Source organism: Janibacter sp. CFPM2_SD2 (genome assembly GCF_057364645.1).
The window spans coordinates 1-5,892 of the sequence record NZ_JBNFOF010000193.1 but is presented as its reverse complement, the minus strand read 5'-3'; the positions used below and the strand labels follow the sequence as shown (position 1 = coordinate 5,892).

6 protein-coding genes, 1 tRNA gene and 4 pseudogenes are annotated in these 5,892 nt (G+C 71.8%); 7 read left to right on the top strand and 4 right to left on the bottom strand.

Annotated elements, in window-relative coordinates; genetic code table 11:
- Nucleotides 1–4: 4 nt before the first annotated feature.
- The 7 genes and pseudogenes from AC2W7J_RS14950 to AC2W7J_RS14920 form a co-directional block, all read left to right on the top strand.
- Nucleotides 5–490, top strand: a pseudogene (locus AC2W7J_RS14950) (M4 family metallopeptidase); the annotation flags it as partial.
- A 74-nt stretch (nucleotides 491–564) separates the two neighbouring features.
- Complete coding sequence (locus AC2W7J_RS14945; protein ID WP_485983344.1) at nucleotides 565–960, top strand: M4 family metallopeptidase; 396 nt, start codon at nucleotides 565–567, stop codon at nucleotides 958–960.
- 261 nt (nucleotides 961–1,221) lie between these two features.
- Nucleotides 1,222–1,662 (top strand): type II 3-dehydroquinate dehydratase, encoded by a 441-nt coding sequence (aroQ, locus tag AC2W7J_RS14940; protein ID WP_421009230.1) that lies wholly within the window; start codon nucleotides 1,222–1,224, stop codon nucleotides 1,660–1,662.
- A gap of 279 nt (nucleotides 1,663–1,941) precedes the next feature.
- The gene (locus AC2W7J_RS14935) at nucleotides 1,942–2,145 is read left to right on the top strand and encodes a cold-shock protein (RefSeq protein WP_007927749.1); all 204 of its coding nucleotides are present in this window, start codon (nucleotides 1,942–1,944) and stop codon (nucleotides 2,143–2,145) included.
- A 174-nt stretch (nucleotides 2,146–2,319) separates the two neighbouring features.
- Nucleotides 2,320–3,230: pseudogene (locus tag AC2W7J_RS14930) on the top strand (LCP family protein); the annotation flags it as partial.
- Nucleotides 3,219–4,031 (top strand): LCP family protein, encoded by an 813-nt coding sequence (locus AC2W7J_RS14925; protein WP_485983343.1) that lies wholly within the window; start codon nucleotides 3,219–3,221, stop codon nucleotides 4,029–4,031. The pseudogene AC2W7J_RS14930 and the gene AC2W7J_RS14925, both read left to right, overlap by 12 nt.
- Nucleotides 4,017–4,109 (top strand) — tRNA-Ser (locus AC2W7J_RS14920). The genes AC2W7J_RS14925 and AC2W7J_RS14920 overlap by 15 nt, the downstream gene beginning before the upstream one ends.
- Nucleotides 4,110–4,165: 56 nt before the next feature.
- Here AC2W7J_RS14920 and AC2W7J_RS14915 read toward each other — a convergent pair.
- From AC2W7J_RS14915 to AC2W7J_RS14900, 4 genes and pseudogenes are all read right to left on the bottom strand, one after another.
- Nucleotides 4,166–4,384, bottom strand: a complete 219-nt coding sequence (locus tag AC2W7J_RS14915) for a hypothetical protein (RefSeq protein ID WP_485983346.1) — start codon at nucleotides 4,382–4,384, stop codon at nucleotides 4,166–4,168.
- A 14-nt stretch (nucleotides 4,385–4,398) separates the two neighbouring features.
- Nucleotides 4,399–4,587: pseudogene (locus AC2W7J_RS14910) on the bottom strand (GtrA family protein); the annotation flags it as partial.
- A gap of 353 nt (nucleotides 4,588–4,940) precedes the next feature.
- Nucleotides 4,941–5,396 (bottom strand): annotated as a pseudogene (locus AC2W7J_RS14905) (glycosyltransferase); the annotation flags it as partial.
- Nucleotides 5,389–5,799 (bottom strand): mannosyltransferase YkcB-related protein, encoded by a 411-nt coding sequence (locus AC2W7J_RS14900; RefSeq protein WP_485983340.1) that lies wholly within the window; start codon nucleotides 5,797–5,799, stop codon nucleotides 5,389–5,391. The pseudogene AC2W7J_RS14905 and the gene AC2W7J_RS14900, both read right to left, overlap by 8 nt.
- Between the last annotated feature and the right edge of the window lie 93 nt (nucleotides 5,800–5,892).

Here is a 5,892-nt window from a genome sequence, read left to right as displayed (position 1 = left end):
CACCATCCACGACGCGCGCGGGGCGAGGACCTGCCCGGCGACGTCGTGCGCGCCGAGGGCCACCCGCCGACGGGTCGACCCGGCGGCCGACGAGGCCCACGACGGGCTCGGCCTGACCTGGCAGCTGTGGGCGCAGGAGTACGGCCGCGACTCGCTCGACGGGGCGGGGATGCCGCTCGTCGCGACGGTGCACTACGCCGAGCAGTACGACAACGCCTTCTGGAACGGCGAGCAGATGGTCTTCGGCGACGGTGACGGCGAGACCTTCGGCCGCTTCACCGCCAGCCTCGACGTCATCGGGCACGAGCTCGCGCACGGGGTCACCGAGCACACGGCGGGGCTGCTCTACCGCGGTCAGTCCGGGGCGCTCAACGAGCACGTCTCCGACGTCTTCGGGGTCCTCGTCAAGCAGCGCCACCTCGACCAGTCCGCCGACGAGGCCGACTGGCTCATCGGCGCCGAGCTGCTGCTGCCCGGGGTGCAGGGCCGTGCGCTGCGGTCGATGGCGGCGCCGGGCACCGCCTACGACGACCCCCGGCTGGTCGCGACCCGCAGCCGGCGCACATGGACGACTTCGTGCGCACGAGCGACGACAACGGCGGCGTCCACATCAACTCCGGCATCCCCAACAAGGCCTTCCACCTGGCGGCGACCGCGATCGGCGGCCCCGCGTGGCAGGCGCCCGGCCTCATCTGGCGCGACGTGCTCCTGGGCGACATCAGCGCCGACTGCGACTTCGCGACCTTCGCCGCCCTCACCGTCGCGGCCGCAGGCGCCCGCTACGGCGAGGGCTCCACACAGGCGGCGGCCGTGGTCGACGCCTGGCAGCAGGTGGGCGTCACCCCCGCCGGCGAAGGGGGGAGTCCCTGCGCCTTCCCAGAAGCGGACCGCGCCGCCGGAGCCGGCCGACGAGGACGCCGCGCTGCGGCTCACCCGGACCGGAGGGGGTTGGCGGCCTGACCCGCACCCGGGAGCTCCGGCTCGGTGAGCTCCCCCCGTCCGACGCGCGCGCCTTCCGCTCGCTCCTCGAGGGCCGCAGCTCGCCGCGCCTCGCCGACAGGGGACGCCGCGGCCGGACGCCTTCTGCTACGGCGTGAGCTGCGAGCGGCCCGCGCTCGACGTGCAGGTCGCCGAGTCGGTGCTGCCGCGCGCGACCCGACGGCTCTTCGAGCGGACCCTGCGGCGGGAGGGCTGAGACTCCCTTCGCACTAGGCTGCCGGGGTGAGCGATCGACCCGTCCTCGTGGTCCTCAACGGCCCCAACCTCAACCTCCTCGGCGAGCGCGAGCCCGACGTCTACGGGCACGAGACGCTCGCCGATGTCGAGGCCCTGTGCCGTGCCCGCACCGACGAGCTCGGCTGGAGCCTGGACTTCCGGCAGACCAACCACGAGGGCGTCATGATCGACGCGATCCACGAGGTGCGCACGAGGGCGGTCGGTGTGGTCGTCAACGCCGGCGGCTGGACCCACACCTCGGTGGCGATCCGCGACGCGCTCGCCGCCGTGCGGTGCCCGGTCATCGAGGTGCACATCTCCGACGTGCACGCCCGCGAGGAGTTTCGCCACCACTCCTACATCTCCGACGTGGCCGCCGAGGTCATCGTCGGCCGGGGCGTGCCGGGCTACGCCGAGGCCATCGACGCGGTCCGCCGGCACGCCTGACCGGCGGGTCCCGGTGCTCCCGACCCGGAGCGTACGGCCCGGGCAGGCGCGCGGAGCGTTCCGGGCAATGTGACGCAATCGCGCTCCGCGGGGTATTTGCTGGTAGCGTCCACCGCGTAGTTGCAGTACAGAACTTCTCGCATGATGCGAACGGGTCCGACGCCACGTCGAGCCCACAGTGTTTCCAGGGGCGTGTACCCCCTGCCGAGGGGCGCTTGCAGCTGGCAAGGGACCGCGACCTGCGGGCCCGGATAGTTCAACACGAAAGAGATTCACCCCATGGCACAGGGCACCGTTAAGTGGTTCAACGCTGAGAAGGGCTTTGGTTTCATCGCCCAGGACGGCGGCGGCCCCGACGTGTTCGTTCACTACTCCGCTATCGACACGACCGGCTACCGGTCCCTCGACGAGGCGCAGCGCGTCGAGTTCGAGATCACCCAGGGCCCCAAGGGCCCCCAGGCTGAGCGCGTCCGTCCCGTCTGAGACGACGCACACCTGATGCGGTGATCCCACCGCTTCCACACGAAGGCCCCCGCCTGACGGCGGGGGCCTTCGTCGTTGTCCGGCTGCGAGGCCCCCGGCCTGAGGGCGGGGGCTTTCGTCGTTGTCCGCCTGCGATGACGCAGCCGCCCAGTGCCTGCCTGTATCGTGCCCGCGATGACCACCGAGGACGACGGCCCCGCGGAGACGCGCGCCGCACGACGACAGCGCGAGCGAGAGCTCGAGCGCAGTCGTCGCTCCCCTCGGCGCGGTCGTGACGAGTCCGCCTCCGAGCCCGCCTTCGGCTCCCGCGCCGCACGTCGTCAGCACGCCTCCGGGCTCGGGACCCACCACACGCGCACGACGCTGCGTGAGCACCGCGAGGGCAGGCGAGCCACCCGGCGTCGCCGTGCCCTCGTCGCCGGTGGAGCGGCCGCCGCGCTCGTGACCTCGGTGGGGCTCGGTGTCGCCATGCACCTCGACGACAACATCTCGCGGGTGGACATCGGGCACGGCTCGACGCAGCGGCCCGACGACGTCGACGGTGCACTCAACATCCTCGTCATCGGCTCCGACACCCGCGAGGGTCTCGGGACGACCGAGTACGGCGTCGGGACCGCCGAGGGTGGGCCGCGCTCCGACACCAACCTGCTCGTGCACATCTCGGCCGACCGCAAGTCCACCTACGTCGTCTCGATCCCGCGCGACTCGATGACCAAGGCCCCGACCGACTGCGCGGACCCGACCTCGACGGTCGCCAACGGCGAGGTCCGCCGGTGGAACGACAACTTCAACCAGGGCGGGCCGGCGTGCACGGTCAAGACCTCGAGGGACTCACCGGCATCTACGTCGACCACGTCGCCGTCATCGACTTCGGCGGATTCCAGTCGATGGTCGACGGCCTCGGCGGCGTCGAGGTCTGCCTGCCGGAGGCGGTCCACGACGAGGACGCGCAGATCAGCCTCGAGGCGGGACGGCAGCGGCTGCAGGGCAAGGAGGCGCTCGGCTACGTCCGGATGCGCAAGACGCTGGGTGACGGCTCCGACCTGCAGCGGATCAAGCGGCAGCAGGCTTTCATGTCGTCGATGGCCCAGGAGGCGACGAAGACCTCGCTCCTGCTGCGCCCCGATCGGCTCTACAAGTTCCTCGACGCGGCGACGAAGTCGATGACCGCGGACGACGACCTCGGCCTGCGTCGGATGATGTCGATCGCCTCGAGCCTCAAGGGGATCGGCACCGACAAGATCGTCTTCGTCACCGTACCGACCGAGGCATATCCCGCCGACGTCAACCGCGTGCAGTGGCGTGAGGAGGCCGCCGACGAGCTGTGGACCGCGGTGCGCAACGACACCCCGCTGCCCGGCCAGGAGCCGAAGAAGAAGATCAAGCAGCGCGCCCTCACCGTCGCTCCGTCGGACATCGCGGTGAGCGTCGTCAACGACACCGGCACCAGTGGTCTGGCGAGCCAGGAGGTGGCGGCCCTGCAGGTCCAGGGGTTCACCGCCACGGTCGCGGACGTGGCCCCCACCTCGGCGACGAAGGGGGTCATCGTCCGCCACGCGCAGGGCGACACCGAGGCGGCCCGCACCGTCGCGGCCGCCTACCCCGGCGCGAGCTCGTCGTCGACGTGGGCCTCACCACAGGCACCGTCCAGGTCGTCCTCGGCTCGGGTGCGGACACCGCCCGCGAGGTGCCCAACCGCGAGGGCTCCGAGCCGCTGCCGACCGCGACGGTCACGGCACCGCCGGCCCCGACCGCCGTCGAGAGCCGCACCGCCGACGAGGACATCTGCGGCTGATCGACCCTCTCCGGTGGCCCGCACGGCCCCGAGTTGGATGCCCGCCCACCCGGCAGATACTCTGTCCGGGTTGTCTGGAGGCGTCGCCTAGTCCGGTCTATGGCGCCGCACTGCTAATGCGGTTTGGGCTAACCGCCCATCGAGGGTTCAAATCCCTCCGCCTCCGCCAGCAGACAGGACCCCGGTCGCCACGCGGCCGGGGTCCTGTCACGTCCGGGGTCCGGGTCAGCGAGCGCCCTCCATCTCACGGACCTCGTCGACCACCGGGTCCGGTGTCGCGGGCTCGCTCCCACCGCGGTCGGCGAAGATCCACGAGCGCATCGCGACGAACTTCGCGACCGTCGCCACGACGTTGGCGACACCGATGACGATCGTCTCGACGGCGACGGGCGCGCCGGCCAGACCGTCTGGACCACTCCCAGGGCGCCGGAGGTCATCGCCCACGTCACCGCGAAGACGAGCAGCCCCTGCACCTGGTGACGCAGGCTCCCTTCGCTCCCTCTGATCCCGAAAGTCCACCGCCGGTTGGCCCAGGTGTTGGCGATCGTCGCGAGCAGCAGGGCGGTGACATTGGCCGTCTGCGAGCCGAGCCCGACCACCGTGGCCAATCCGGCGAAGAGGCCGAGGTGCAGCAGGGTCGAGGCCACGCCCACCACGCCGAAGCGCACGACGTGCGCCCCCACCCCCGACGAAGGGGGACCCGCCCCATCTCCTGCCGGATCGCCTCCGTGGGCAGCAGCCCGGCCGCGAAGGAGCGCTGCATCCGCCGCACGCCACGCAGGTCGTCCCGGGCGGTGCCGATGACGTCGACGCGGCTGTCGGGGTCGTCCCACCAGTCGACGGGCACCTCGTGGATGCGCAGGCCGCAGCGCTCCGCGATCGTCAGCAGCTCGGTGTCGAAGAACCACGTGGGGTCCTCGACGAGCGGCAGCACCACTCGCGCGACGTCACCGCGGATCGCCTTGAAGCCGCACTGGGCGTCCGAGAACCGTGCGCCGAGCGCGGCACGGAGCACGAGGTTGTAGGAGCGGGAGATGAGCTCGCGCTTCACGCCGCGCACGACCCGGCTGTCCTGGTGCAGCCGGGTGCCGATCGCCAGGTCGGAGTGACCCGACATGAGCGGGGCGACGAGTGGCCACAGGGCGTCGAGGTCGGTCGACAGGTCGACGTCCATGTAGGCGAGCACCGGTGCCGGCGACGCGAGCCACACCTGCTTGAGCGCGCGGCCACGACCCTTCTGCTCCAGCCGCACGAGGACCACGCCGGGCAGCTGCCGCGTGAGCTCGGCGGCCACGAGCGGGGTGGTGTCGGTGCTCGCGTTGTCGGCCACCGTGATGCGGAAGGGGTAGGGGAAGGTCTGCCGGAGGTGCTCGTGCAGCCGGTGCACGCTGGCGCCGAGCGTGTGCTCCTCGTTGTACACCGGGACGACGACGTCGAGCACGGGCGCGTCAGACATTGCTCGCCCCGTCGGTGGTCGTGGTCGTCGAGGAGGAGGCCGGCTGGGTGAGGTCGTAGAAGGTCGAGCCGTCGATCGTCACCTCGGTGAAGTTCTCCTGCACCCAGGTGGAGATCTGCGAGCCCGTGCCCGAGCCACCCATGCCACCGCCCATGCCGCCACCGGCGGCGAAGTAGTGGATCTCGCCGTCCTCGACGTACTGCTGGAACTGCTCGAGGGTGGGGGAGGGGTCGGAGCCGTTGAAGCCGCCGATGGCCATGACCGGCAGCTCGGTGCCGAGCTGGAGGCCGGCCGCGTTCTGCGAGCCGATGGCGGCGGCGACCCAGGTGTAGGAGTCGGCGTCGGCCGACAGGGCCGCGACGACCTCGTGCTCGGCGTGCTCGTCGTCGAGCAGGCCGCCCATGCCGCCGCCTCCCGTCCTGTTGGGCGCGGTGGTTCCGCCCTGCGAGGGCGCGGTGCTCCCGTGCCGCCCCGTTCCCCTGAGAGGGGCGCGCCG